The 22,835-nt window shown below is 53.3% G+C and carries 20 protein-coding genes; 5 read left to right on the top strand and 15 right to left on the bottom strand.

Annotated elements, in window-relative coordinates:
* Nucleotides 1–177: 177 nt before the first annotated feature.
* Nucleotides 178–942, top strand: coding sequence for a tryptophan-rich sensory protein (locus tag MHH28_RS25200; protein WP_405106590.1), 765 nt, complete (start codon nucleotides 178–180; stop codon nucleotides 940–942).
* Nucleotides 943–1,061: 119 nt separating this feature from the next.
* On the opposite strand, the gene MHH28_RS25195 is transcribed toward MHH28_RS25200, so the two are convergent.
* The 5 genes from MHH28_RS25195 to MHH28_RS25175 form a co-directional block, all read right to left on the bottom strand.
* Entirely contained in the window at nucleotides 1,062–1,442 is a 381-nt protein-coding gene (locus MHH28_RS25195; protein WP_341014872.1) for a RidA family protein, read from the bottom strand.
* A 116-nt stretch (nucleotides 1,443–1,558) separates the two neighbouring features.
* Nucleotides 1,559–2,221, bottom strand: coding sequence for an NAD(P)H-binding protein (locus tag MHH28_RS25190; RefSeq protein WP_405106587.1), 663 nt, complete (start codon nucleotides 2,219–2,221; stop codon nucleotides 1,559–1,561).
* 25 nt (nucleotides 2,222–2,246) lie between these two features.
* Nucleotides 2,247–3,521, bottom strand: coding sequence for an MFS transporter (locus MHH28_RS25185; protein WP_405106585.1), 1,275 nt, complete (start codon nucleotides 3,519–3,521; stop codon nucleotides 2,247–2,249).
* Between the two features lie 102 nt (nucleotides 3,522–3,623).
* Nucleotides 3,624–5,039, bottom strand: a complete 1,416-nt coding sequence (locus MHH28_RS25180; protein WP_405106583.1) for an ATP-binding protein — start codon at nucleotides 5,037–5,039, stop codon at nucleotides 3,624–3,626.
* A gap of 230 nt (nucleotides 5,040–5,269) precedes the next feature.
* The gene (locus MHH28_RS25175) at nucleotides 5,270–5,473 is read right to left on the bottom strand and encodes a CsbD family protein (RefSeq protein ID WP_173140837.1); all 204 of its coding nucleotides are present in this window, start codon (nucleotides 5,471–5,473) and stop codon (nucleotides 5,270–5,272) included.
* 482 nt (nucleotides 5,474–5,955) lie between these two features.
* Between MHH28_RS25175 and MHH28_RS25170 the strand changes: the two genes are divergently transcribed.
* The 4 genes from MHH28_RS25170 to MHH28_RS25155 all read left to right on the top strand — a co-directional run bounded on the left by MHH28_RS25170 (nucleotide 5,956) and on the right by MHH28_RS25155 (nucleotide 10,476).
* On the top strand, nucleotides 5,956–6,861 hold the full coding sequence (locus MHH28_RS25170; protein WP_405106581.1) for an FMN-binding protein: 906 nt from the start codon (nucleotides 5,956–5,958) through the stop codon (nucleotides 6,859–6,861).
* A 49-nt stretch (nucleotides 6,862–6,910) separates the two neighbouring features.
* Nucleotides 6,911–8,788 carry an FAD-dependent oxidoreductase gene (locus MHH28_RS25165; RefSeq protein WP_405106579.1) on the top strand — a complete coding sequence of 626 codons (1,878 nt, stop codon included), beginning with the start codon at nucleotides 6,911–6,913 and terminating at the stop codon, nucleotides 8,786–8,788.
* Nucleotides 8,789–9,027: 239 nt separating this feature from the next.
* Nucleotides 9,028–9,477: a hypothetical protein gene (locus MHH28_RS25160; RefSeq protein ID WP_405106577.1), complete on the top strand. Its 450-nt coding sequence runs from the start codon at nucleotides 9,028–9,030 to the stop codon at nucleotides 9,475–9,477.
* 18 nt (nucleotides 9,478–9,495) lie between these two features.
* Nucleotides 9,496–10,476: a polyprenyl synthetase family protein gene (locus MHH28_RS25155; protein WP_405106575.1), complete on the top strand. Its 981-nt coding sequence runs from the start codon at nucleotides 9,496–9,498 to the stop codon at nucleotides 10,474–10,476.
* 580 nt (nucleotides 10,477–11,056) lie between these two features.
* On the opposite strand, the gene MHH28_RS25150 is transcribed toward MHH28_RS25155, so the two are convergent.
* The 10 genes from MHH28_RS25150 to MHH28_RS25105 form a co-directional block, all read right to left on the bottom strand.
* The gene (locus MHH28_RS25150) at nucleotides 11,057–11,941 is read right to left on the bottom strand and encodes a UbiA-like polyprenyltransferase (RefSeq protein ID WP_405106573.1); all 885 of its coding nucleotides are present in this window, start codon (nucleotides 11,939–11,941) and stop codon (nucleotides 11,057–11,059) included.
* Nucleotides 11,942–11,959: 18 nt separating this feature from the next.
* A complete protein-coding gene (locus tag MHH28_RS25145; RefSeq protein WP_405117245.1) occupies nucleotides 11,960–13,249 on the bottom strand; it encodes an aspartate aminotransferase family protein in 1,290 nt (429 codons plus the stop codon).
* Nucleotides 13,250–13,417: 168 nt separating this feature from the next.
* Nucleotides 13,418–15,343, bottom strand: coding sequence for a peptidase U32 family protein (locus MHH28_RS25140; RefSeq protein ID WP_405106571.1), 1,926 nt, complete (start codon nucleotides 15,341–15,343; stop codon nucleotides 13,418–13,420).
* 21 nt (nucleotides 15,344–15,364) lie between these two features.
* The gene (locus MHH28_RS25135) at nucleotides 15,365–16,162 is read right to left on the bottom strand and encodes an energy-coupling factor transporter transmembrane component T family protein (protein WP_405106569.1); all 798 of its coding nucleotides are present in this window, start codon (nucleotides 16,160–16,162) and stop codon (nucleotides 15,365–15,367) included.
* The gene (locus tag MHH28_RS25130) at nucleotides 16,149–17,057 is read right to left on the bottom strand and encodes an energy-coupling factor transporter ATPase (protein ID WP_405106567.1); all 909 of its coding nucleotides are present in this window, start codon (nucleotides 17,055–17,057) and stop codon (nucleotides 16,149–16,151) included. Before MHH28_RS25130 ends, MHH28_RS25135 begins: the two co-directional genes overlap by 14 nt.
* The gene (locus MHH28_RS25125) at nucleotides 17,033–17,899 is read right to left on the bottom strand and encodes an ATP-binding cassette domain-containing protein (RefSeq protein ID WP_405106565.1); all 867 of its coding nucleotides are present in this window, start codon (nucleotides 17,897–17,899) and stop codon (nucleotides 17,033–17,035) included. Before MHH28_RS25125 ends, MHH28_RS25130 begins: the two co-directional genes overlap by 25 nt.
* Nucleotides 17,900–17,918: 19 nt before the next feature.
* Nucleotides 17,919–18,482, bottom strand: coding sequence for a Gx transporter family protein (locus tag MHH28_RS25120; RefSeq protein ID WP_036700635.1), 564 nt, complete (start codon nucleotides 18,480–18,482; stop codon nucleotides 17,919–17,921).
* Complete coding sequence (locus MHH28_RS25115) at nucleotides 18,466–18,855, bottom strand: NusG domain II-containing protein (RefSeq protein WP_340757413.1); 390 nt, start codon at nucleotides 18,853–18,855, stop codon at nucleotides 18,466–18,468. The genes MHH28_RS25120 and MHH28_RS25115 overlap by 17 nt, the downstream gene beginning before the upstream one ends.
* A gap of 203 nt (nucleotides 18,856–19,058) precedes the next feature.
* Complete coding sequence (locus tag MHH28_RS25110) at nucleotides 19,059–20,594, bottom strand: HD-GYP domain-containing protein (protein WP_405106562.1); 1,536 nt, start codon at nucleotides 20,592–20,594, stop codon at nucleotides 19,059–19,061.
* Nucleotides 20,595–21,089: 495 nt separating this feature from the next.
* On the bottom strand, nucleotides 21,090–22,055 hold the full coding sequence (locus MHH28_RS25105; RefSeq protein ID WP_405117243.1) for an alpha/beta hydrolase: 966 nt from the start codon (nucleotides 22,053–22,055) through the stop codon (nucleotides 21,090–21,092).
* Nucleotides 22,056–22,835: the final 780 nt, after the last annotated feature.

The following is a 22,835-nucleotide window of genomic DNA, read 5'->3' as shown; positions in this document are numbered from 1 at the left end:
ACTTCTTGACTACATATTACCCCGGGCCCGGGGAATACTATCCGCGTTTTTTATGACCAATCGGTCATTTTTTTTGCCGGATTAGTCTTATTTGCCGACAAAGCGGGTATATTCTATATAGGCCATGGATAGGCCAAGGCCAAAACGTATTTATCAATCAAGCTAAGGAGTGGTCATGTGACTGGAACTAATCCTTATAAGTGGGGGAATCTAGTGCTATTCCTCGGCGTCATTACCGTCAATACCCTGTCGGTCGTCCTGCCGCTTGGCGGGAACAGCACCGCTGAGATCTCGGACAAGTATCATACGTACCTTACACCGGCGGGCTATGCTTTTTCCATCTGGTCCGTGATTTATCTGCTGCTGGCCGGATTCATTATTTATCAGTTCCGCAGCGATACCGGAGGCCGGGATTCCGTCCAGCGGATAGGGATCTGGTTCATGCTCAGCTGTCTCTTCAATATGGGCTGGCTGCTTCTCTGGCATTACCTGTACATTGAGCTGTCGCTGGTGGCGATGGTGCTTCTGCTGCTCTCATTAATCGTCATTTACCGTAATACCCGCTTCATCCCGGACCCTACGGCAGGCGAGAAATGGCTGGTGAAGCTGCCCTTCAGCCTCTATCTCGGCTGGATCTCGGTAGCCACTATTGTCAATGTCAGCGTTGTGCTGGTGAAGAACGACTGGGGCGGCTTCGGGCTCAGCGGCACGTTCTGGGCAGTCATCATGCTCTGCGTCGGTGCAGTGCTGGCTGTGCTGGTTAGCTTCCCTTACCGGGACAGCATCTTCCCGCTCGTCTTCGTCTGGGCCTACATCGCCATTGCAATAGAGCACAAAGACACGGATAATGTATTCTTCACCGCGCTGATTGCCGCCGGGCTTCTTCTGATCTATAGTATCTGGCTGGTGCTGACACCACGCCGTTCCCGTAGCAGATACTAGATAAATTGAACTAATGGTTTTCTGTTTTGGGATATGTGAACGCAAAATCCCCCGCACGCCTGCTTCACGTGCGGGGGATTTCCCTGTACCATACCCTGACCGGATGTATCCGGCCTGACTTATTTCTTGCGCGCTACCGCTTCGATCTCGACCAGCGCGTCTTTCGGCAGACGGGCTACCTCAACGGCACTGCGGGCCGGGTAAGGCTCGGTGAAGAAGGTACTGTACACCTCGTTGACCGCCGCGAAATCATTCATGTCCTTCAGATACACGGTTGTCTTCACCACCTGATCCATTGCAGCTCCGGCCTCTTCGAGAATGGCCTTCACATTGTTAAGCGACTGGCGTGCCTGCTCCTGCACACTGCCCGGCAGTTCCGCCGTCTGCGGGTCCATTCCGAGCTGGCCTGAAGTGTAGACCCAGTTGCCCGCAACAATGGCCTGGCTGTAAGGGCCGATCGCTCCTGGTGCTTTGCTTGTAGCTACTTGTTTCTTAGTCATAGTGAACGCCTCCTGTATGCTGCACGCGGCCCCTAGACCGCTGTGTACATCCTAATTTAGTATGCTCATTGTAAGTCCTTGAGTCCGTGGTTTGCAAACCTGCTGTTGCTGTGCCCTTAATGCTTGCCGATGACATGGATGACATCATTCGTGTAGATATGAACGCCGCCGGTATCGGCCTGGGCGATGTTCATCATGGCCCGGGCCACCGTGGCCGCAGGAATTGCCCTGAACTTCGCGGCTTTGCCGACCATGGCGAAGTCCAGCGCCTTCATCAGCACAGCCGCGGCACGTTCACCCAGCCTGAACTCAGCCCGCTCGCCCAGCAGCAGGGAAGGCCGGAACAGATGCAGGCCATGGAATCCGGCAGCAATCAGGCCCTCCTCCGTCCGCCCTTTGGTCCGGCTGTAGAAGGTGCGCGATTTGGCGCTTGCCCCCATTGAGGACACGGCCAGGAACTGCTTGACCTTGTGCGCCTTGGCCAGGGCGGCAGCGGCAAGCGGATACTCCAGATCCACCCGTTCAAACTGCTTCTGCGAGCCCGCCTGCTTAATCGTGGTTCCCAGACAGCAGAACACTGCATACACACCGGCGAATTCGTCGCTGTATTGCGTAAGCCGGTCCCAATCCACTTGAATCTGTCTCAGCTTGGGATGCTCAAGCTCAAGCGGGCGGCGGACCAGTACACGGACCTCATCCCAATTCCCGCCCAGCAGGTCCCGGGTCAGCGCACTGCCGACCAGACCTGTAGCTCCCAGTACCAATGCAATTCTTGTCACCGGAATAGCCTCCTTATCTTCCTCCCTATTCATCCCTTAGAATACGCCGGCCCAGCAGCAGTGCCAGGAGAATCATCAGCACTCCGACAACTAGCTGCATGCCGTAGATTTGCATCCAATGGGGCCAATCCTTAATCCATTCATAGATACGCCCTCCAAGCAGCGGGCCGAAGAAGGCCGCCAGACCGGTAAGCGCCGCATACATCGCCATATACATCGGCCGTTCGCGCTTCGGCGTATCTCCAATAATGAAGTTGAAGGCGAGCTGGTTGAAGCCGCCCACGCCTACGCCGAACACAATATGGGCCGCAAATAATACCGGAAGCATCGGCAGCACGGACAAGAGTCCCCAGATCAGGGAGGAGACTGCGATAATCGGCAGTGTCCAGAGCAGCAGCTTCTTGTTGCTGTGCCTTGCGTTCAGATTGCCCCATACATAGAAGCTGGCCATCATGAAGACCGTCTGCGCGACATTCAGCAGGGACAGCTTCTCATAATTGATATTCAGCAGCTGCAGCATGACATACGAATACAGCGGGACAGTCAGGTTCTGCAGCAGCAGCCATGCCGACAGGAACAGCGTGGATTTCATGAACAGCTTGTCCTGAAGCGGCTTCCTGAGCATCGGCAGGAAGGCCTTCTCTTCGGATTTCTCAAACGGCACATCCGGGTAGAAGAAGAACACCACGATGTTCGAGATGGAGAAAATCCACACTACAATATACAGGATCAGGAATCCGTGTCCGCCCGGATAACGGTCAAGAACAATACCGCCCCCGTACATCACCAGGCTTCCCAGTGCATTAAGGAATGTATTACGAATGCCGAAATACCGGCCCCGGACCCTTGCAGGCACCAGGTCACTGATGACCGAGTTCCAGAGCACACCGCCGGCGGTATTGGCAATGAAGGCAATGGTGTATAGAACGATGAAGGCGGTAACCCAGTGCTCCTGCGGAAATATAAACGGGACCAGGCCCGTAGATCCCCATAGCAGCCGGTGTAAGCCGATAAAAGTCACGAGCGCCCACTTGCGGCTCGGCAGCTTCTGGATCAGGAAGGCCACACCAATCTGTGCGACATTCACCAGCGTAGTAAGCGCCAGGACAAATCCGATCTGACTGGAGCTGGCACCCAGGTATAACAGAAAGCCTGTTAGAAATTGGCCTTGCAGCAGCACCTGGAATATAGTGGACGGTATCCCCTCAAAGGTAGCGATCTGCAGATTCTTGCGGTGTAGGGACGCTTTGCGTAAATCCTTGGAACGGTTCCGCAGCGGCCGGCTTCTCATGATGTTCATTCGGGTGTTGACTCTCCTTTGATGCGGCTTTTGCTTCATTCTACTCAGCACCAGGTTCCTGTCAATACACCGAAATCACAAATAATGTTGGACCTGAGGGGATTATACGGACGCGCTTGAATCCAGAGGTAAATGCAGGGAGAATATGCTTCCCTGGCCTTCCCGGCTATGCAGGGTAATGAAGCCGCCCAGCAGTCTCGCCAGATCGTTGCTGATGGACAGGCCCAGCCCCGTCCCGCCATACTTGCGGCTGACATTCATATCCGCCTGCTCAAAGGCTTCGAAGATCAGATCATGCTTCTCCGGGGGAATGCCGATTCCGGTATCCTCCACCTCGAAGGCAATCCACTTCCGCAAGGCAGGCCCTTCCTGCCGTTCCACCACGCGGATATTCATGGAGACCCCGCCGGTCATCGTGAATTTGAAGGCATTCGAGAGCAGATTACGCAGAATTTGCTGCACCCGCTGGGGGTCCGTGTAGATCACCGCCGGCACCTCTTCGTCCAGGGAGACACTGAAGGTCAGCTGTTTCTGTCTGGCTACGACGCCGAACTGCTGGAGCAGCAGTTCAGGGACCTCGCTGGTATTCATATCCTCAATAATGATATCCAGCTTCCCGGCCTCCACCTTGGACAGATCAAGAATATCATTGATGAGCGCCAGAAGATCCTCCCCGGAGCGGTGAATAATCCCGCCATATTCGGACAGTTCGCTGGCACTGAGGGATTCATCACCTTCTTCAATCATCTGGGACAGGTTGATAATGCTGTTCAGCGGAGTTCTTAATTCATGGGACATGTTCGCCAGGAATTCCGATTTGAACTGTGAGGCGAGCATAAGCTGCTTGGCTCTTTCCTCCAGCACGATTTTATTCTTATGCAGCTCCTCCGTCTGCTCGGACAAGAGCTTATTGGCTCTAATGATCTGTCCGGTACGCATCAGGTCCAGATGGAAGTCGCGGATAATCAGCGCGAACAGAGCACTGAGGACAAGGCCTGCAGCAAAGGTAACCGGCAGAATCTTCGTTATGTATTCATGGGTGGGAATGACCCCAAATACGGCGATATTCAGCACATTCACTACATTTACGATCAGAATCGTAACGATCCCCTTGAACATCATCGAGGAGGACGAACGCTTCATCCAGAGGCTCAGAGCGGCACAGACGAAGCCCAGGAGGGTCAGATTCAGCACGCCAACCAATGCTGCCTGGGTCACTCCGAAGGTTAGGCGCGTAAGCCCGGTTGCTATTCCGATAATAATCAGCACCAGGGGCTGAGGGTACGCCAGTGTTGAAATGATCAGCGGGACATACCGCAGGTCAAAAATCACATGCTCATGCAGTCTGTAGCCGAAAAAGGTGCTGATCCACCCGGCGAAAACCGCGAGCAGCACCCAGCTTACTCTTTTTACAGGCTCGGATGCATGGGTTACAGTGTACTTGTATATTAAATTTGCCAGATAGGACAGAGTGATTAATAAAGCTGTATTTACAAAAAAGATTTTGACATATTCCATGGCTTCACTCCTGCAGCTAAAAATAAGATAACAATTATATTTATACTATCATACCAGAGGAATGAAAACATGAAGCATCAGAGCTATTGCATATGTATATGTATGTGAGCGAAGACCGATGTAAGCATTTTTTTCCATCCATCGGATGCGGGATGTCTGCATGCAGCAAAAGAGCGCAAATCAGATGCGATTTGCGCCCTTCCGCTGCCCTGCTTATCGTTAACTGCTGATTAGCTGCGGTGGGATTGCTCCCATTTATGATATTCCGCTTCGGCTTCATCCTTGGAATGGCCGTAACGCTCCTGCAGCTTGCCTACCAGCTTGTCTTTTTCGCCGTCAATGACATCCAGATCGTCATCCGTCAACTTGCCCCATTGCTTTTTGGCTTCACCTTTAAACTGCAGCCATTTGCCTTTGATCACATTGTTATCCACTACAAGCTCATCTCCTTAGTTGTCTAATTATAGTCTGGCGAAAGCTTATAATTGCTTGTGACCTATTACCCTTATCCGTTTTTGCTGAATCGGCTGGAAGTGCGGGGGCTTTCTCTACACCCCGGGAAAATCATGCAGAAAAACTCAGCTTTTGTCACATAAAAGTCTTTTTAAAAGCCTATTCAAGTATTTTAAAATTTGATATACTTCAGAAGTAAATTTATTTATGATTTAAGTGATTATTTTCACATGACATATCTACTGCTTGTGCTAAAATGCCATCGAACAAGAAACGATATGATTAAATTTTTTCTTATTGCCTGCCGATATATGTCGTATGCCTGCTACAAAAAGGGACTAAAGACCGATTCGCAAGTGACATTTATCATTTATAAAGTGATTTTTATCACTTCCTCAGCTATTAAAATGTTTTACATTTTAATATATATATTTTAAACTATTTTCTTGGGGGTCATATTAAAATGAAAAAAGCTTCTGTAATCTTGTCAAGCGCTCTGGTACTGGGTACTTTACTCGCAGGTTGTGGCAACAGTAACAAGGCGGAGAACGCAGCTGCAACAACAGCACCTGCGGCAACTGCTGCTGCTACAACTGAAGCAACTACTGCACCTGCAGCCGAAACAGGCAAGTACCAGGACGGAACCTACTACGGAACAGTGGATGTTGATAAAGAAACTGGCTGGCAGACTTTCGTTCTGCTTACTGTAGAAGGCGGCAAAATCACCAAAGCTGACTGGAATGCTTTCAATGTTAACAAAGCGGGCGACTTGAAGAAAAAAGTATCCGAAGACGGTAACTACGGTCTGGTGAAAATCGGCGGCGCTCAATCCGAATGGCACGAGCAAGCAGCCAAAGCTGAAGCTTACCTGATCGAGAAACAAGATCCAGCGGCTCTTACTGTAAATGCTGAAGGCAAAACCGATGCAATCTCCGGTGTATCCGTACACGTTAGTGATTTCGTTGGCGCGGCTCAGGCTGCACTTGCTGCCGGCCCTGCTCAGGCTGGTCCATACAAAGACGGCGGTTACAAAGCTGAAGGCGAAATGGATGCAAAATCCGGCTGGAAGTCCACTGTAGCTCTTACCGTTGCTAACGGTAACGTTGTAGCTGTTAATTTCAGCGGTGTGAATGCTGCTGGCGATGATAAGAAACAATATTCTGTAGACGGCAAATACGGCATGAAAGCCGGCGGCGCAGCTGCTGAATGGCATGAAGAAATCGCCCTTGCCGAGAAATACTTCCTTGAGAATAAAGGCACAGCTCCTGCCATGGACGCTGAAGGCAAAACAGATGCAATTTCCGGCGTATCCATCCACGTTGGTGAATATTTCACACTTGCACAAAAAGCACTTGAAGGCGCGAAATAATTATTCGCTACCCTTTTGCAGCTAATCAGATGAATGAGGTGAGTTTCTCTTGAAGAAAATAGTCATTTTGGGCGGCGGCTACGGCGGCGTACTAACGGCTAAGAAACTGGCAAAGAAATTTAAGAACGACAAAGATGTAGAAATTAAACTGATCGACCGAAATCCATACCACACTCTTTTGACTGAGCTGCATGAGGTTTCTGCGAATCGCGCACCAGAGGATTCGATCAAAATCGACTTGAAGAAAATCTTTGCCGGGCTGAAGGTAGATGTTGTTCTGGACGAAATCAGCAACATTGATTTCAAGAACAAGAAGCTGAAGTCCGACAAAGCCACCTATGCTTATGATTATCTGGTCATCGGCACAGGAAGCAAGCCAACCTTCTTCGGAATCCCCGGAGCGGAAGAGAATACCTTCTCCTTCTGGTCTTACGATGATGCAGTTGCCCTGAAGCGCCAGATCCGCGACATGTACACCAAAGCTGCGAAGGAAAAGAACCCGGCTACACGCCGCGCTATGCTGACCTTCGTAATCATCGGTGCCGGCTTCACCGGCGTTGAGCTTGTAGGTGAAATGGCTGAGCAGCGCGAGGAGCTGTGCAAGGAATTCTTCATCGACCCTTCCGAAGTGAGACTGGTCGTGGCTGACATGGCACCTAAGATCCTGCCTATCCTTCCGGATAAGCTGATCCAGAAAGCCGAAGCCCGTCTGCGGAAGCTGAAGGTAGAAATCGTTACCGGCGCCAAAATCACCGAAGTAGGCGAAGGCTCTGTTGCCCTCGGCGAGAAGAACATCGTGGATGCACAGACCATCGTCTGGACCGCCGGTGTGGAAGGCTCCGAAATTGTCGGCAACCTTGATGTTCAGCAGCAAGGCCGCAAACGTATTGTTACCAATGAACACCTGGAAAGTGTTGACCATAAGAACGTATACGTTGTAGGGGATAACATTTTCTTCATCCCTGAAGGAGAAGAACGTCCAGTTCCGCAAATGGTTGAGAATGCTGAACAAGCTGCTCCGGTTATCGCAGGCAATATCACTGCCGATATCAAGGGTACGCCTAAAAAAGCATACAAACCAGGCTTCCACGGCACCATGGTTTCGATCGGCAGCCGCTACGGTGTAGCGAACGTTGGGCTTCCAGGCAAGTTCTTTATGCTTACCGGCTTCATGGCTATGTTGTCCAAACATTTCATCAATATGTTCTATCTGTCCCAGGTTGTAGGCTTCAACAAGGTCTGGACTTACATGATGCACGAGTTCTTCCATGTGGAGAACCGCAAGAGCTTCGTCGGAGGCTACTTCTCCAAGCGTTCGCCGAACTTCTGGCTCGTTCCGCTCCGTATGCTTCTCGGGGGAATGTGGTTATATGAAGGTATAGAGAAGATCCGCAAAATCTGGGTTGATCCGAACAAGATTTTCCTGATCCCTGCGGCTCCTTATGCAGACGCGACATCAGCAGCAAGTCAGGCTGTGGATGCAGTCAAAACTACCGTAGATGCCCAGTCTGCCGCTTCCGCAGTATCCACTGCCAAAGAAGCTGTATCGGCGCTTCCGGTTCCAGGCTTCATTTATGATATCTCTAACTGGTTCATGGATCTCATGTTCTATAACCCGGATGGTTCTTATACCTTCCTGGCGAAATGGTTCCAAATCGGTATGGTCTGTGCCGAAATCGTCTTCGGTGTAATGCTGATCGTCGGTCTGTTCACAGCTATCTCTGCTATAGCTACGATAGGTATGGCGGTTATGATCTGGACCACCAAGATGGCAGCAACAGAAATGCTCTGGTATGTTGGGGCAGCGATTGCCTGCATCGGCGGTTCCGGCACCGTGTTCAGCCTGGATTACTATGTTCTTCCTTGGCTCAAGAAGCAGTGGAAGAGGATTCCTCTCGTCCGGCGCTGGTATCTGTATACCGACTGATAAACCGGGTAACTGGTGGTTAAGAACTACATTCATTAATAACAGCTGCGTATCCACAGACTGCGCTGCTGCAAGCTGAATATGATATTCTTAAGAGTAATGTGTCCCTCGGACACATTACTCTCCTTGTTTAATCAGGTGAAAGTATATTGATGTCGTGCGTTTTCAACATGTGGTTTTGTAGGGATAATCAGGGATGTGGTTTCTTCCGGCAAAACCGATTAGAAGGAGAGAAGCTTGTGAATCAAAAAATCATTGAAGATACGTTCCGGTTGCTTCAGGCTGAAATGTCAACGATCGCCGGAATTCAGTTGTCTCTCTCTCCGGCAGAATGCGAGCAGTTGCTCTCGGTACTGGAACGCCATGATCTGGAACATGACCGCAAAATCCATTTGCTAGGCATTTATACCATTCTTACCGTGGCTGCACAGCGCCATATGGAATGTGTCCCACATCATCCTGACCTGACCCGCAACATTTTGGATGGAGATTACCTGTACAGCTTCTACTTGCAGTTTGCAGTGAAATACCGGGAGCTGGATCTGGTTGCCTATCTGGCCCCCTCCATCAAAAAAATGCAGATCGAACGTTCAAATGGAGAATTCACGGAACATAATCCGGCCAGGGAGCTCGATGAATTCCTCATTCAGGAGCGCAGACAACGAAGCCGTACCAGCAAAGCCATTTGACAGGTGGGAACAGGAACAATGAAGCTGCATGAAGCCTTGAATATCGATCTGAAAGAAATTAACCATGAAATTAAGAATCTCGTAGCCCGCGATAAGGATGTTCCCAAAAAGTCGCAGCTCGCGCAGAGCATTCTCGAACTGACAAGCTCCGGAGGCAAACGGCTCCGTCCGCTGATGGTCATTGTGGGCAGCCGGTTTGGACTGAAACCCGCCGGACGCCGAACCCTGCAATTATCTGCTGCGGCCGAATTTATCCACGTGGCCTCGTTGATTCATGATGATATTATTGATAACGCCGCGCTGCGGCGGGGTGAGCCTGCGCTGCACACCAAGACCGGCGTTCTATCCGCTGTCCATATCGGTAATTATATGTCTGCCCGCGTCATTGAACTGCTCAGCAAGTACACCGGGGATAAGGACCGTTACGTTCACGATCTGTCCTCTGTCGCTACGGGCCAGCTATGTCTCGGGGAATACCAGCAATTGGAGCATGCCTTCGATTATGATCTTACGCTGGAGCAGTATCTGGAGAAGTCCCGTAACAAAACCGCGCTGCTAATGGCCACCTGCTTGCGGGTAGGCGCGCTGTCAGCGGAGAGCAGCGCAGAGACTGCCCAGCTCCTCTATGATTTCGGCGAAGCACTGGGCATGTCATTCCAGATTCAGGATGACATCCTGGACTTCACGCAATCGGCGGATGTCCTCGGCAAGCCGGCCGGCAGCGATCTCCGTCACGGCCAGGTTACCCTGCCGGTGATCTTCGCCCTCCAGGATGCGGAGCTTGCTCCTGTCATCCGCAGAATAGGCCCTGCCTCATCTCCTGCGGACATCGAGCAGGTCTTGGAGCTGGTTAAGGGCAGCGGTGCCCTTGCCCGCTCAGAGGCCGTCAGCCAGGACTATCTGGCCCAGGCTGCTGCGATTGTAGAGCAGCTCTCCGGCTTCCCGGCGCATGCGGATCTTACGACCCTGCTGCAATACTTCGCCGGGCGTGACCGCTGATCCCGCCTTGCCCGCCGGCACTTCATATGTAATAATTCCCCCATTAGAGCCTTTAATCAGGCTCTTTTTTTGTTGCCTTGTCGGATTCACCGGGATGGACCATTGGAATCTAATGCTGATGATTGTACTTTGTACAATAGATCTATTGTACGGAGTGCAATTGCAATGATTATTGCCTCTTCGCTAAACAAGTGAACGCAGCGAAGCGAACGTGAACGTGTTTAGCTAAATAGACGTTACAGGTCTGGGGGTTGAGGTTGGGGTCTCGGTCTCGGTTTTACGGTTTCTGCCCAAAAAGAAAAGCGCGAAGCCTCTAAGCTTTTCGCGCTTTTTTGCCGCCTGCCCCTCCTGGGTAGGCCTGTTGTCTTTTTGAAGTTAATCTTGCCTGGGGGAGGTTAGGACGGAACGGAGAGGAATTTTGGAACTGGAGGAGCGGAGCGTTCGCCTTTAACTTCGGATTCCTACCGCGGCCAGCGGTTACAATCAGGGAATCCGAAGTTAACAGCGACCGGAAGTCCAAATATTCCGCGCAGTGCAGCTCCCCCAACCTCCAGCGTACCCAACGCGCCGCTCCCCACCCCTAATTAACGTAAAAATAATCAATCAGCGTACACAGCAATATCACCATACTGATCACCTGATTCAAATTATAAGAAGCCACCTTCATCAGCTTGCGGTTAGCCGGCTTGATGATCTTGTGCTCCGTCATCAGCAGCACCGTTGCGATTCCGATGCCGACCAGATACATCCAGCCCAGATCACGCCAGAGGTACAGGAACAGCAGCAGCATTACCATAATGAAATGCAGCCCCTTAGAGATCCGCAGCGCGTTCTCCAGGCCGAAGAAGCTCGGGATGGACCATAAGCCGTTCTTCCGGTCGAACTCAATGTCCTGGGTGCCGTAGATGATATCAAACCCGGCAATCCAGAGCATTACCACAGTTCCGATCACGAACGGCGTGAACGCGATGTTCCCGGTAACCGCAAACCAGGCGCCGATCGGTGCCGAAGCAATCACGAAGCCCAGATACAGATGGCTGAGGAAGGTGAAGCGCTTCGTATAAGAGTAGGATGAGATCAGGACGATGGCTACCGGGGACAGGATCAGACAGAGCAGATTCAGCATCCCGGAGGCCACAATGAACAGGGCATAATTGATGATAATGAACAGAATGACTTCCTTCTCGGCGAGCAGACGCTGCGGCAGATGCCGGTGGGCGGTACGCGGATTGTTGCCGTCGAAGGTACGGTCCACCAGACGGTTGAACGCATTCGCCCCGTTGCGCGCGCCGATCAGAGCGATCAGCCCCCACAGCATCATATGGCCGGAAGGCCAGCCGCCCGCCGCCCACACCATCGAGATGATGGCAAAAGGCAGCGAGAACAGCGTATGAGAGAACATGACCAGCTCGCTGAACATTTTCATTTTAAGTGCCGTATGTTTAAAAGCATTAAGGATAACCATATTGTTAGGCCTCTTTCTTCAGTGGATCGCTTGCAGCACTTCATGGAGTGCATCCAGCAGGGCATCGATATTCCCGGAAGTCACAACAAGCGGCGGCTGGAAGGCGAGGACGTTGCGGCCTATGCCGTTTTTGCCGATCAGGAATCCGCGGTCCTTCAGCTCTTCCAGCACATGATCGGTCAAGCCGGCGGCATCCTCCGTCTCGGAACCGGCCAGCTCGGCCCCCAGCATGAGTCCGCTGCCCCGTACATCGGTAATCAGCGCAGGGTAACGCTCCTGGAGCGCCAGTAAGCCTTGCTTCAGCTTCCCGCCCAGCTCAGCCGCCCGTTCCGGCAGCCGTTCATCACGGATGTAATCCAGTACCGCCAGCGCCGTAGCCGCAGAGACCGGATTCCCTCCGAACGTTGAAGCGGAAGGCTTGTTCAGCGAAGCTGCAATCTCATCTGTCGTGGAAAAAGCAGCAATAGGCACTCCGTTCCCCAGCGCTTTAGCCATGCTGATAATGTCCGGCACGACGCCGAAATGCTCCATCGCAAACATTGCTCCCGTCCGGCCATAGCCGGTCTGGATTTCGTCGTCAATGAGCAGTACGCCGTACTGCTCAAGCAGCGCCTTCACTTCACGGAAGTAGGACAACGCAGGCATAATCATCCCGCCGTTCCCTTGAATCGGTTCCACGATCATTGCGGCGATGGTATCCCCCTTGGCAGCGAGCACCTCCTTCAGATGCTGAATGGACTGCGCCGCAGCTTCCTCCAGCGTCAATTCCGGATGATACGGGCGCTGTATGAACGTTACATCCTCATCCAGGTAGGCATCGGTCCGCCACATTTGCAGCCCGGTCACGCTCATGGTGAGATTGGTCCGGCCGTGCAGCCCGGCGTCCAGAGCGATGAAGCCTTTGCGGCCGGTATGCATCCGCGCCAGCAGCAGCGCCCCTTCATTGGCCTCCGAGCCGCTGTTGACGAAGAACGTCCGGCGCAGCGCGCCCGGCAGCACTTCTTCCAGACGTTCCGCCAAATCTACATTCGGCTGGGTCAGGTAGATCGGCGAAGTGTGCTGCAATTGCTGCAGCTGTGCTATCGTACGGGAGGTAATAGCCGGATTGCAGTGGCCGCAGGCAACCACCGAGACCCCGGCGAAGAAGTCGGTATACTCCTTGCCGTTCTCATCGTAGACATACTGCATGCTTCCGCGCACCAATTGCGGGGCATCCCGGTAAAAATGTGCGGTGCACGGGTAGAAATACTGCTTTCTTTTGGCGGCTACTGCTTCTCTTCCAATATAGTTGCTCTGTTCCAATTCCATGAAGCTTCCCTCGCTTTCAACTGCTGATGATTCCAAGAAGATGGCCCAGAAGGCGGATGCCAAACCAGGCACACCTGTCTATTAGTTTGTGAAAAAAGGTACTTATAATTGCGCCATATGCCCTTATTATACTCGCCGCAGCGTTATTTTAAAATTGAATTATTAGCTTCAGTTAAATTGCAGCGAACCGAGGGTGTATCCCGCATATACCGGCTTCAGCCCGCCCAGCAGATCGTCCTCCGGCTTCGTTCCATCCATCGCCGCCTGATAAGCAGCAATAATCTTCCGCAGCTCTTCTATGCTGTATGTTGCACCTTCAATCCGGAAGCTGGCAATTCCCAGTCCGTTCATTTCGTCCAGCATCGGGAGATAACACAGCTCCTTGGCGAACAGCAGATGGCAGCGGCCGTATTGGTCACGGTAGACCGGATTCTCGCCCTTGTCGGTCTTGAGCACCAGCACTTCATTGCGGACATACTGGTTGTCTTCCTCCCCAATCGGCTCCATCACCTCCGTATTCTCGAACAGATCATGCTCCATATACATCAGCGCAGGCGTTCCGTGAACCACAACCTCCAGCGGCAGGTCGCTGCGTGAGGTGAAGGAGGCGAAATGCTCCAGCGTCATCTCCGGTGAGACGGTCAGCTTCGTAAGGCCCAGTCCGGCATACAGTCCGGCTGACAGATGGTTGTAGACATTCAGATTGGCATCGCCCATCATCGGATAACCGGTATTCCGGTAACGGCGGATCGCTCCGAGGTTAGTAATGATCAGGCCGTCAATCGGCAGCCGCTCTCCGCTGAGCAGATGATCATATTGGTCGAAATGCAGCTCATTCATCATCCGCGGCAGTCCAAGATACAGCTTGGTCTGGCCTTTTACCGCTCCAAGCTCTTTAATATCCTGCTTCGTAAAAGGACGGTCCGGCTCAAACACATCGCCCGGCAGATACAAGCTGTCTACCCCCATCTCCAGCACGAGACGGGCCTGCTCCATATTGTTCACGCGCACTGCCAGCTCAGGCTTGGTCTGCCGGCTGCGTTTGTCTTCGGCCAGACGTCCGCGCAGCTGCATCACCCGCTCCTCCGACAGCTCACGCTCCGCAGTCGGCGTACTGAATACTTTGCCGGTGCTGTAGAACTTGCCTGTGCCCTCATAACGGCGGTTGATATTCGTCAGTCCCGGCTTGCCAAAAGCATACGCCGTGGAGAAATCACGCTTGCGGTTGTTATACAGCTCCTTGGAATCCTGAGTCCGGTCGAAGCCCAGCGGATCATCGATATAGCGGTCAATCGCATCGCCATAGCTGTTGGACAGCATCACCATGAAGTCTTTGTCGCGCATACGGCCTTCGATTTTGAAGGAGGTAATGCCCGATTCAATCAGCTCCGGGAGATGCTCATACATGAACATATCCTTCACCGCCAGCGGATATTCCGCAGGGAAGACAAAGCCGTCACGCTTGATCCGGTAATCCCAGCGGCAGGGCTTCATGCACTTGCCCCGGTTGCTGCTCATTCCGAACACCTGGGAGCTGAAATAACAATTCGCCCCGTGCACGGAGCACATGTCGCCATGGATGAAATACTCCAGCTCCATCCCGCTTCTTGAGCCCAGCAGCTTCGCGGTCTGCAGATCCATCTCACGCGAGGTAACGACCCGGCTGACGCCCAGCTCCTTCAGCGCATGGATCATCTCCAGATTATGCACATTCATCATGACTGAAGCGTGAACCGGCAGGCTCAGCCCCATCTCGCGGATCAATTCCAGCACAGCCATATCCTGCACGATCAGCGCATCGGGGCGGGCTGTGTCCAGGAAGCGCAGGTACGCTCTGGCCTCTTCCAGATCCTCTTCGCTGAACAGATTGTTTACCGTGATATATACCTTTTTGTCCAGAGTATGGGCGATATTCAAGGCTTCGATAATCTCTTCATGACTTAAGTTGTAGCCCTTGCGCATCATTCTCATATTCAGCACCGGACCGCCGAAATACACCGCATCGCACTTCGACTCAATAACCGCCTTGAAGATCTCGAAGGTTCCCGCAGGTGCCAGTAACTCTACTTCTTTACCATTAAAATAACGTGCCATTTCCGTATCCCCCTAAATGTCTTACAATAATGCTACTGCAACTCCCAGTACTACGAACATTGCCACAAACAGCGTATCCGCCGCGCCCCACCTGAGCCGGTGATACCGGCTGCGCGGCGCATCCATGCGGAAGCCACGGGCTTCCATCGAGTAGATCAGGTCCTGGGCCCGCCGGAACGCACTGGCGATGACCGGAACCAGCAGCGAGACAAGCATCCGCGCCTTCTCCTTCAGCGGCAGCTCCTTCAGATCAGCTCCGCGCGAGGCCTGCGCCTTCAGGATAATCTGCGCCTCATCCAGAATTGTCGGGATGAAGCGCAGCGCGATGCTGATCATCAGCGTGATCCGGTCCGGTGACAGCCTGAGCTTCTTAAGCGGGGCAAGCACTCCCTCAAGCCCCTGGTTCAGCTTGGCGGGCGTCGTTGTGAAGGTCAGCAGCGCTGTGAAGGTCAGCAGGAACAGCATGCGGATCACCGAGAATGCCCCCATCCGCAGGCCGCCCTCATGCAGCGAGAACGAGCCCAGCGACCACAGCACCTCCCCCTCTTTCACGGACAGCGCTTGTACGATGAAGATGAACAACATCAGATAACGCAAAGGCTTCGCAGCCTTGATGAAATATTTCAGCGGAATGCGTGTCGTCGCCATCACCGCGATGGAGAAGACCGCAACCAGCCCGATTGATATCCAGGAAGTGGACAACAGGATGATAGCTACATAGAGCAGCATCCCGGTGATTTTGGACCGGGCATCCAGCTTGTGAACCCAGGAGCCCGTATCGATGCTGCGTCCCAGCAGCAGCCGCTCATTCATGGCCATTCCCCATTTCTTCCTGGCTGGAGGCATTCAGCGTGCGGCGCTCCGCGAGCAGGGCTGCAAGCCGTCCGGCGAGGCCCTCCGCTGTAAGGAGCGGCTTCTCGCCTTCCAGGCCGAAGCGCTCTGCGGCGGCCTGCCAGTACCGCAAAGACTGCGGAACCCGCAGTCCGCAGCGCGCAAGAACCGCCGGATCGGCGGCCAGCTCGCGGCCGCTGCCCTGGAAGGCGAGCTCCCCGTCCTTCAGCAGGACCCAGTTGTCGGCAACCGGCAGCAGTTCATCCATCCGGTGCGTCACGATGATGATCGTCCGGCCCTGCTCGCGGCACAGCCGCTCCAAAAGCGCGATCAGCTCCGCGCGGCTTACCGGGTCCAGCGTGGCTGTCGGCTCATCCAGCACGACAATGTCCGGGTCCATCGCCAGCACGGAGGCGATGGCCGCCTTGCGCATCTGGCCTCCGCTGAGCCGGAACGGATTCCGCTCCAGCAAAGCCAGATCCAGCCCCATGTCCGTCATCGACTTGCGCGCCCGCTCCTTGGCCTCCTCCAGGCTGAGTCCGAAGTTCAGCGGCCCGAAGCACAGATCCTTCTCCACCGTGTCTTCGAACATCTGCTGCTCCGGGAATTGAAAGACAAGGCCTACCCTCCGGCGCAGCGGAAGCAGCCTCGGTGATTTCTCCCCTGCGGTTATCGTTACATCCAGTACCTGCACCGTGCCTTCCGTCGGCTTAAGAATGCCGTTGAACAGCTGGAGCAGCGTAGATTTGCCGGAGCCGGTGGCTCCGGCAATCCCGGTCAGCGAACCTCCGGCAATCTGCAGATTAATCCCGTGCAGCGCCGTCTGGCTCCACATACTGCGGTCGGCATACGTGTAGCTTACTTGCTGTAGTTGTATAGCCATAGTGTGTCTATAAGCTCCTTTTCGCCGGCGGGTACATCCACCGTAATTCCCCGGCTCTCCAGTTCACGGGCCAGCTGCCATGTATAAGGCTCCCGCAAATGGCATTTCTCCAGCAGTGCTGCATCACGGAACAGCTCCGCAGGCGTTACATCCGCCGCTATGCTTCCGCCGTGCAGCGCAAGCACCCGGTCCGAAGCCAGAATCTCATCGGCGTCATGGGTAATCAGCAGAATCGTATAGCTGCCCTCTGCCTGCATGTCGCGCAGAATCTCCATCAGCTCGTCGCGGCTGCCTTCGTCCAACATAGAAGAGGCCTCGTCGAAGATGACGATGCCTGGCTTCATGGCGAGGATCGAGGCGATGGCCACACGCTGCTTCTGCCCTCCCGACAGCTCTCCGGGATGCTTGGACAGCAGATGCCCGATCCCGAGCTTCCCGGTATAGAATTCAAGCCGCTCGTGCATCTCTTCATAGGGCAGGCACAGGCCCTCCAGGCCGAAGAGAATATCCTCTTCTACCGTCTGCCCGATGAACTGGTTATCAGGGTTCTGAAAGACCATTCCGATGCATTGCCGGATCGACTGGACCGTCTCTTCCTGGAGCGTATGCCCGCAGACGGAGATATGGCCGGCGCTCTTCGGGAGCAGCGCATTCAGCAGCTTGACCAGGGTCGATTTGCCGCAGCCGTTCGGCCCGACAATGCTCACCCACTGGCCCTGCGGGATCGACACGTTGATATCATGGAGAATCGGATGCTCCGGATCATAGCCGAAGGATACTCCCTCAAGGGCAATCACCGCCGGTTCCTCACCGGCCTTAGTATCGTTGTACGCTTGATTCATGTTACTCATCCTTCCGCAGCTAGTGACCCGGTCCGTTCAGGAACTCTTCAAATAAGGATATTTTGGATAGCGAGTCCACCACATACCGGACGGCGAAGCCGACAGCAATGCCCGTAATAATACCCGTAATCAGCAGCACCGGCAGGTAATAGAAAATACTGGTTGAATTGAACACGAACGATGCCGCCAGCAGCTGTCCCGTGTTGTGAGCCAGTCCGCCCGCAATGCTGATACCGATGACACTGAACTTTCGGCGGCCGAGCTTGACCAGCGCGAACATCACGATGAAGCTGAACAGGGAGCCGAACAGGCTAAATAGCAGGCTGGACAGTGTACCAAGCAGGAAGGCGGTCAGCAGCGTCTTGAGAATCACCAGCACCAGCACATCGCGTCCGCGCAAAAAGTAAATACAGGTCAAAATCATAATATTGGCGAAGCCCAGCTTCGCCCCGGGCATCAGCCCCACTCCAGCCAGCGGGATCTGCGCCTCCACAATACTCAGCACTACAGCAACGGCAGCGAATATAGCAATAATTACGGTCCGCTTCAGCGCTGTAGCCGACTCACTACTGGACATAGCCATCTACTTCATCCTCCCCGGCCCCACTTGCAATCTCAACCAATACGCGGTGCGGAAGACAGACGATCGTCTGCTTGGGCAGGGTAATGAATCCGAAGCCGAGGCAGACCTTATCGGGACAATCCGCGTCGAACATCTCAACCCCGTAATCATGCACCTTCAGAATGTTATAGCCCCGCTCGGTGCGGACCTCAATAGTCTGCTCTTCTTTGGTCAGGGTTATCGTTTTGAATAACTTGCCATCCACCGTTATATTGGCCTTGAGTTCTTTGCCCGGCCCACCTTTATCAGCATCGTTTGACAGCCATCTTGGCACGAGAAAAGCGAGCGCAGCAATCAGGACGATAGAAATCAGCAGCACATCTGCGCGTTTCATAGAAATCTCCCTTATTTTTTAATTAAAATCCAGACTTAATAATTATAACGGTCCGCTCTCAATCCTTCAATGAATGTAGTCGTTAATTGTCGCATTTCCATGTCAGTTCACAAAATAGGCACGCAAAGACGAAGCGGAACCTCCATGAATTGGATAGTATCCGCTTCGGCAAGAAATATAAGGATAAGGCATATAACAGGGAATTACCCGGCTTGAATTGGCTTGGTATCCTTACGGGCTTCCAGCTTCCGGCCATAATACCTTAGGAACAATCCGGCGAACTCAGGGTCCCACTGGCTGCCCCTGCCCTGCTCCAGTATGTTCAGCGCCCGTTCATGATCCATGCCCTTGCGGTAAGGCCGGTCAGACGTCATCGCATCATAGGCATCCGCCACCGCGATAATCCGGCCGTGCAGAGGGATATCCGTACCGGCAAGACCATCCGGGTAGCCCAGGCCGTCGTAACGCTCATGATGCGAGCGGACGCCGCCCAGATAGGGTGCCATTTTCTCCGCCGGTTCAATCTGCCGCAGAATATTCTCTCCCAGCACCGTATGGCTCTGAATCTGGAGGAATTCCTCATCCGTAAATGCTCCTTCCTTGAACAGGATGCTGTCTCTGACCCCGATCTTGCCAATATCATGCAGCAGTGCCGACTTGCGCAGATCATCCAGCTCCTGCCCCCTCAGTCCGGCCAGCTGTCCGATAATTACCGAATACTCCGCTACACGGAGCGAGTGTCCTGCAGTATAGGAATCCCGGGCATCCAGTGCCACGGCAAGGGTGGAGAAATAGCTGTCCAGCAATTGGCGGCTCTGCTGCTCCCGGGCCTGGAGCCCGCGGACCATCATGTTAAAGCCGGCAACCACCTTCGAGAATTCATCGGAGTACTCATCCTGCACCTGCACCAGATGGCCGTCCTTCACCTGGTTCATCGCTTGATACAGCTCATGGATCGGATGCCGTACACTGTTCGTCAACAGCCAGGCCGCAATGGAGGAGAACAGCGTCCCGATCAGCAGGACCATCCCCGCCCAGGCCCAATAGCTCTGAAATCCGACGACGACTGTAGAATCCCCTCCGCCGTTCATACGGATATGTGTAGCCATAATGAACAGGAACAGCGGGAAGGTGCCGATCAGCATACAGCTCACCAGGAATTTGGGGCGGATAGGCACGAACACATGACCCTCCAGGGAAAAATCCACGCCATACCGCTCCAGCGCACGGTTCCTGAATTCCTTGATCAGCGGAATAATGGCAGTGCAGGTCAGGAAGAATTCAATCAGGGAGTGCATACAGGCCACCAGCACAGCGCAGCACGTAGCAAGAACCAGGTAGAAATAAGGGAACGTAACCCAGTCCTTAGAAATCATCCATGACGTAAGCATCAGGGCCGGAACGGATAATCCAAGCAGATGCGGCCCCATGATCCGCTGAATGGCCCGTTTGGGCAGCTGGTGCGTGTGCAGATACGCTTCTTCCAGCATCGGCAACGCGGCATTCTCCTGAACCAGCGCAGCCCGGATGGGCTTGATCTGTCTGAGAAAGACAGTAATCTCTATGGACGCCATAATCACAAAGGAAATCATAAGCACCAGCAAGAGGCGGTAATATTCACCCCGGCTGATCTCCAGGGAAGATAGCATCAGCAGACTCCCGACTGCCAGCACCGCTACAACAGAGCCGAAGATATAGTTCCGGATCTGAATTCTCAAAAAGCTTCTGTATAGTCTCATCTGTCCCTCATTCCCGTCCGGCCTCAGCCGAATATACAGTTGTATTTATGTAAACACCGTGCTATAATAAAAGAATATTTGTTTTCGAGTATGTTTATCCCCATCAAGAAGATGTCAGGCCGATGGATCACTTCTCTTTATTATCGGCGGTTTGGACACAATATCTTACGTTTTCTTGCAGTACTTTTCCTTTTTATGAGACTAAATTCGAACATAGCATTCCGATTCACACTGGCGCGGCCACGGAGCCGCAAGGACAAAAGAGAGGTAGGGCTTTTGTCGTATTGGAAGGATTTCTCTCGCCACACGGCTGCTGGAAATAACAAGGAATAACGACACCCGTCTTGCTCACAGACGGCGGGGGATTAATATACCGATAAGACATGGTTTGCTGCTTCTCTGTTGTTCAGGGAAAGGCCCCATGTGTGGAACATAATTAGCGCCCGATACCCGCTGTTTGCGGATATCGGGCGCGTCTACGTTCCGGGGACTTTTTTACCGGACGAATTCAGCCTTAGCCGGACTGTGTACATAACGTTCCACGAATTCGCCGACTGTGCGGATATATGTGCTTTTATCCGTATCATAGGACAGACCATGCCCCGCTCCATGCACCACCAGCTGCTCCTTCGGACTCCTGCAGGCCTCATACAGCTCATTCATCATCGCATAAGGTACGAACGTATCCGCATCCCCATGGATGAACAGAATCGGCACCTTGGCCTTGCGTACCTGCTTCAGCGCAGACGCCTCGCCAAAGAAATAACCGGCCTTCATCCGGGTCACCAGACTGGCCACCGGCACAAACGGGAAGCTTGGCAGATGGTACATCCGCTTCAGCTGATAGGATAGCTGCGCCTGGACGGAGGTGTAGCCGCAATCGGCGACAACTGCCTTGACCTGCGGAGGAAGCTCCTCCCCGGCCGTCATCAGCACCGTGGCTCCGCCCATCGATACGCCATGCAGCACAATCTGCGCGTCCGGACCGTTCTCCTGCAGGACGAATCCGATCCATTTCAGATAATCCCGGCGCTCCGGCCAGCCAAAGCCGATATAATCACCTTCACTTTTCCCATGTCCTCTGGCATCTGGCAGCAGCACATTGTACCCCAGGTTCTCATAGTAGTTTTTGGCGGTGGCTCCCATATCCTTGGCCTTCCCGGAATACCCGTGGGCCACAATGACGGTTCGGCCGGCAGCGCGCCCCGACGCCAGATAATAGCCTTGCAGCTTGAGCCCATCCTCAGACACCAGCTCCACCTCGCGGAAGCTCTGCCGGGACACCCACTCCGCCCCTTCTCCCCACGAGGCTCCGGCCACCGGCGGCGGATCAATTTTAAGATCAGGAGTCTTGGCCAGGAATTCCTTAGGGGCCCGCTTAATGGCTACTCCATAAAAATAGAATCCGGCATATCCCACCCCACCGGCAGCCACAATCACCACCACAAGCAGGTATATCATCCACATCAACGTTCCTCCTTCCGCAAGCAACCCTTCCAGCCAGGGAATAGGATCTTTTGCTTAGCGTAATTTGAGCCTAGTATAGCACGGGAGCAAGGCCAACTAAAAATACAGCTGGGGCTAAGGCAAGATTCAGCATGAAGCTCTTTCTCTACAGTAACATTAACGGCTCGTGCGTCCTGCTCTACTCTAGGGCGAAGACGCTATCCGCTTTCTCTAGGTGGTTACTTCCCTCCAATTAGTACACTCGCCTTCTCGCTTGTGTTGTGTTCGGTTTTCGCATACATTTGCTCCTATCGCCTTCTCGCAGCACATTGTGTTCGCTTTTTAGCATACATTAATCCACTCTCGTTCTCATTCAGTCTGTGTACGGATGGAGTATGAATTACGGCGACGCTTGGGAGCACGCTCCGCAAACGGAACGTTGTTCCAATCGCTCTTGTATCCAGATTTTTTCATTCCCCTAGTCGGTGAAAATCCGGATACAAAGGCGACCGCTCCGCTTCTCCACAATCATTCCGCCCGCTCCGCTGTTTAAGAGTAGGAGTATCAAATCCTAATATCCCTTTTCCTCAATTTGTATTCGGTTTTTCGCAAACACCCAGCCTTTGACCATTAATATCAGGTCCAGGCTCCTCAGGGGCCACCCTTCAGCCATGTTCAGCAACAAATTCACTCTACGAATCATTCTAAGAACACTTATACACAAATCTATACACATCTTATACACAATAGACGGGAACCAAAATTTCCTAAACAACGAAAAAAGAGCTGCTTCCA

The sequence above is a fragment of the Paenibacillus sp. FSL K6-1217 genome (assembly GCF_045040735.1).
In the GTDB taxonomy this organism is placed as follows: Bacteria; Bacillota; Bacilli; order Paenibacillales; family Paenibacillaceae; genus Paenibacillus_AQ.
Note: the sequence above shows the minus strand (reverse complement) of the source record. Positions and strands in the feature narration are given on the sequence as shown.

What these genes read in the sequence shown, in the direction of transcription:
- MHH28_RS25170 (WP_405106581.1), top strand. Translation starts at nt 5,956, where the DNA reads ATGAAAAAAGCTTCTGTAATCTTGTCAAGCGCTCTGGTACTGGGTACT.
- MHH28_RS25125 (WP_405106565.1), bottom strand. Translation starts at nt 17,899, where the DNA reads ATGAATCAAGCGTACAACGATACTAAGGCCGGTGAGGAACCGGCGGTG.
- MHH28_RS25140 (WP_405106571.1), bottom strand. Translation starts at nt 15,343, where the DNA reads ATGGCACGTTATTTTAATGGTAAAGAAGTAGAGTTACTGGCACCTGCG.
- MHH28_RS25130 (WP_405106567.1), bottom strand. Translation starts at nt 17,057, where the DNA reads ATGGCTATACAACTACAGCAAGTAAGCTACACGTATGCCGACCGCAGT.
- MHH28_RS25110 (WP_405106562.1), bottom strand. Translation starts at nt 20,594, where the DNA reads ATGAGACTATACAGAAGCTTTTTGAGAATTCAGATCCGGAACTATATC.
- MHH28_RS25155 (WP_405106575.1), top strand. Translation starts at nt 9,496, where the DNA reads ATGAAGCTGCATGAAGCCTTGAATATCGATCTGAAAGAAATTAACCAT.
- MHH28_RS25150 (WP_405106573.1), bottom strand. Translation starts at nt 11,941, where the DNA reads ATGGTTATCCTTAATGCTTTTAAACATACGGCACTTAAAATGAAAATG.
- MHH28_RS25115 (WP_340757413.1), bottom strand. Translation starts at nt 18,855, where the DNA reads ATGAAACGCGCAGATGTGCTGCTGATTTCTATCGTCCTGATTGCTGCG.
- MHH28_RS25180 (WP_405106583.1), bottom strand. Translation starts at nt 5,039, where the DNA reads ATGGAATATGTCAAAATCTTTTTTGTAAATACAGCTTTATTAATCACT.
- MHH28_RS25195 (WP_341014872.1), bottom strand. Translation starts at nt 1,442, where the DNA reads ATGACTAAGAAACAAGTAGCTACAAGCAAAGCACCAGGAGCGATCGGC.
- MHH28_RS25185 (WP_405106585.1), bottom strand. Translation starts at nt 3,521, where the DNA reads ATGAACATCATGAGAAGCCGGCCGCTGCGGAACCGTTCCAAGGATTTA.
- MHH28_RS25105 (WP_405117243.1), bottom strand. Translation starts at nt 22,055, where the DNA reads ATGATATACCTGCTTGTGGTGGTGATTGTGGCTGCCGGTGGGGTGGGA.
- MHH28_RS25145 (WP_405117245.1), bottom strand. Translation starts at nt 13,249, where the DNA reads ATGGAATTGGAACAGAGCAACTATATTGGAAGAGAAGCAGTAGCCGCC.
- MHH28_RS25120 (WP_036700635.1), bottom strand. Translation starts at nt 18,482, where the DNA reads ATGGCTATGTCCAGTAGTGAGTCGGCTACAGCGCTGAAGCGGACCGTA.
- MHH28_RS25135 (WP_405106569.1), bottom strand. Translation starts at nt 16,162, where the DNA reads ATGGCCATGAATGAGCGGCTGCTGCTGGGACGCAGCATCGATACGGGC.